3 protein-coding genes are annotated in these 3585 nt (G+C 46.1%); 2 read left to right on the forward strand and 1 reads right to left on the reverse strand.

Going from position 1 to position 3585, the window contains the following annotated elements:
• Nucleotides 1-210: 210 nt before the first annotated feature.
• Entirely contained in the window at nt 211-1839 is a 1629-nt protein-coding gene (gene aceB, locus IQR33_RS09410; protein ID WP_017820561.1) for a malate synthase A, read from the forward strand.
• A gap of 120 nt (nt 1840-1959) precedes the next feature.
• The gene (gene aceA, locus IQR33_RS09415) at nt 1960-3273 is read left to right on the forward strand and encodes an isocitrate lyase (RefSeq protein WP_005381733.1); all 1314 of its coding nucleotides are present in this window, start codon (nt 1960-1962) and stop codon (nt 3271-3273) included.
• Between the two features lie 123 nt (nt 3274-3396).
• Here the strand turns inward: aceA and IQR33_RS09420 are convergent.
• A partial coding sequence (locus IQR33_RS09420) for a CBS domain-containing protein (protein WP_193843663.1) occupies nt 3397-3585 on the reverse strand: 189 nt, incomplete at its 5' end.

The raw sequence follows: 3585 nt of genomic DNA on the forward strand, positions 1-3585 counted from the left end.
GTTTCACTAAACCCCTTGTTGATATAGCTTATTTAAAGGCCGATACGACTTATGTCTAGATTGAAAATACACGTAGCATTACGCAATCTATCGGCATGGCTAGACGAGTTGAACACAAAGTTAAAGGATGTAATTTGTTGTTCATAACTTACAAATGTAGCTTTACGCTGACTGCCCAAGATTGATAAAGCACGTTAAGGATGAATGATTATGCTTGCTCAGACAGAACAAAAAACACAACAACTAAAGCAAACCCAAGGCATGCTTGAGGTGAATGGAGTCGTTGCTCCAGAACATCAAGCAATTTTCCCTGTTGAAGCCCAAACCTTTTTATCTCTACTGTGTGAAAAATTTGCCGGACGTGTTGAACAGTTGCTGGAAGCAAGAGAAGAGAAGCAAGCACGTATTGATGCTGGTGAGCTACCAGATTTTCTACCAGAGACACAAGACATCCGTGAAGGAAGTTGGAAGATCCTAGGAATCCCACAAGATCTGCAAGATCGCCGTGTGGAGATTACCGGACCAACTGACCGCAAGATGGTGATTAACGCACTGAATGCGAATGTAAAAGTGTTCATGGCAGACTTCGAAGATTCAATGTCTCCTGCATGGAGTAAAGTGCTAGATGGTCAAATTAACTTGCGCGATGCTGTTAATGGCACCATCAGTTACACCAATCCTGGCAATGGCAAACATTATCAGCTGGAAGATGACCCAGCGGTGTTGATCTGCCGTGTTCGCGGCCTTCATTTAAAAGAAAAACACGTTACGTGGCACGGTCAGATCATTCCAGGTGCGCTATTCGATTTCGCTCTGTATTTCTATAACAACTACAAAGCGTTACTTCAAAAAGGCAGCGGCCCTTATTTCTACCTTCCAAAACTGCAATCGCATCACGAAGCGAAGTGGTGGAGCGAAGTGTTCCATTTCACGGAAGACTATTTCGGTTTGGATACAGGCACGATCAAAGCGACTGTGCTGATTGAAACCTTACCAGCGGTATTTGAAATGGACGAGATTCTGTTCTCGCTTAAAGAACACATCGTTGGTTTGAACTGTGGTCGCTGGGATTACATCTTTAGCTACATCAAAACATTGAAAAAACACTCAGACCGAGTACTGCCAGATCGCCAAGTGGTAACGATGGACAAGCCATTCTTAAACGCTTACTCGCGATTATTGGTACGTACTTGCCATAAACGAGGTGCTTTCGCGATGGGAGGAATGGCCGCATTTATCCCAGCTAAAGACCCGAAAGAGAATCAAAAAGTATTAGACAAGATCCAGACTGACAAATCGTTAGAAGCTAACAACGGCCACGACGGTACTTGGGTGGCTCATCCAGGTTTGGCTGACACTGCTATGGAAGTCTTTAGTGCTGTGCTGGGTGAACGCACCAACCAGTTGGATGTGAGCCGTGCAGAGGATGCGCCTATTACAGCAGCTGAACTGCTTGAGCCTTGTGAAGGCGAGCGCACTGAAGGCGGAATGCGCCACAATATTCGCGTTGCGCTGCAATACATCGAAGCTTGGATTTCTGGCAATGGTTGTGTGCCGATTTACGGACTGATGGAAGACGCAGCAACGGCAGAAATCTCACGCGCCTCTATCTGGCAATGGATTCAACACGGCAAGTCGCTAGACAACGGATTAAAGGTCACTAAAGAGCTGTTCGAGCTCTATCTCAAAGAGGAGATTGAAGTCGTGAAGCAAGAAATTGGCGAGCAGCGCTACCATGCGGGTCGATTTGAAGAAGCAGCAGACTTAATGGCAAGGCTCACGACGAGCGATGAACTGACCAACTTTTTGACAGTTCCTGGTTATGACTACCTGGATTAATAAAGAATAACTGTAACACCAATAACGTGAAGGATTTTCAAGGCAGATAGGGAAGTACTGCCTGAGAACGGAAACTCAACGCACACGCATAAAGTGCAAATTATAAAGAGGGATAGACCAATGACTAACTTAACTCGCCGCCAACAAATTGAAGCTCTGGAAAAAGACTGGGCAACTAACCCACGCTGGAAAAATGTGAAGCGTACTTACACTGCCGAGGAAGTGGTGGAACTGCGTGGCTCTATGGTGCCTGCAAACACAATTGCACAACGTGGTGCAGACAAACTTTGGTCACTGGTCAACGGTAGTGCGAAAAAAGGTTACGTAAACTGTCTTGGTGCGCTAACGGGTGGTCAAGCCGTTCAACAAGCTAAGGCAGGTATTGAAGCGATCTATCTGTCAGGCTGGCAGGTAGCGGCGGATAACAACACCGCTTCGACGATGTATCCAGACCAATCTCTTTACCCAGTAGATTCTGTACCGTCAGTAGTAAAGCGTATCAACAACTCATTCCGTCGTGCAGACCAAATTCAGTGGGCTGCTGGTAAGACGCCTGAAGATGAAGGTGGTATTGATTACTTCCTACCTATCGTAGCGGATGCTGAAGCGGGCTTTGGTGGTGTGCTTAACGCTTACGAACTAATGAAATCGATGATCGAAGCCGGTGCCGCGGGCGTTCACTTTGAAGACCAGTTAGCATCGGTGAAAAAGTGTGGTCATATGGGGGGTAAGGTATTAGTTCCTACGCAAGAAGCGGTACAAAAGCTCGTTGCAGCTCGTTTGGCTGCTGACGTAGCGGGAACAACAACATTAGTTATTGCTCGTACTGATGCGAATGCGGCGGATCTCATTACTTCAGATTGCGACCCATATGATAAAGACTTTATTGAAGGTGAGCGTACTCAAGAAGGTTTCTACCGCGTTCGCGCGGGTATCGACCAAGCTATCTCTCGCGGTCTGGCTTACGCACCATATGCAGACTTGATTTGGTGTGAAACGGCTACGCCATGTTTGGAAGAAGCACGTAAGTTTGCAGAAGCAATTCACGCTGAATACCCAGATCAATTGTTGGCGTACAACTGCTCGCCTTCATTCAACTGGGAGAAAAACCTAGATGCAGAAACCATTGCTAAGTTCCAACAAGAGCTTGCAGACATGGGCTACAAGTACCAATTCATCACGCTAGCAGGCATTCACAACATGTGGTTCAACATGTTTGAACTGGCACACGCTTACGCTCAAGGTGAAGGTATGCGTCATTATGTTGAGAAAGTTCAGCGTCCTGAATTCCAAGCAGCTGAAAAAGGCTATACGTTTGTTGCGCACCAACAAGAAGTAGGTACAGGTTACTTCGATAGAATGACCAATACTATCCAAGGTGGTAACTCTTCAGTGACAGCATTGACAGGTTCGACCGAAGAAGACCAATTCTAATTGGCAGAGAAACACTTCCTTAATCAGCGTCAGTAATGGCATTTTGAGCGGCAACCCTGCCGCTCTTTTTTCGTTTAACCGGTGTAAAAACGAAACTTACAACAAAGAGAATACGCTTGCGTACTACTCTTCCTGCTCGATTTCTTCAGGTTCCACTTCTTCTTGTAGTTCCAATAAGTTAATCGCAATCGTCACGAAGTCACTATCAGTAATAATGCCGACCAATCGACCTTTGGTGACAACAGGTAGACAGCCAACTTTATGCTTTTGCATATAGATAGCGCTCTCTTTGAGCCCCGCGATAGGCTCTGC

The organism is Vibrio sp. OPT46 (assembly GCF_015163535.1).
Taxonomy (GTDB): Bacteria; Pseudomonadota; Gammaproteobacteria; order Enterobacterales; family Vibrionaceae; genus Vibrio; species Vibrio alginolyticus.

Bases quoted from the DNA above. Each gene is read 5' to 3' on its own strand.
- aceA (WP_005381733.1), top strand. From the start codon at position 1,960: ATGACTAACTTAACTCGCCGCCAACAAATTGAAGCTCTGGAAAAAGAC.
- aceB (WP_017820561.1), top strand. From the start codon at position 211: ATGCTTGCTCAGACAGAACAAAAAACACAACAACTAAAGCAAACCCAA.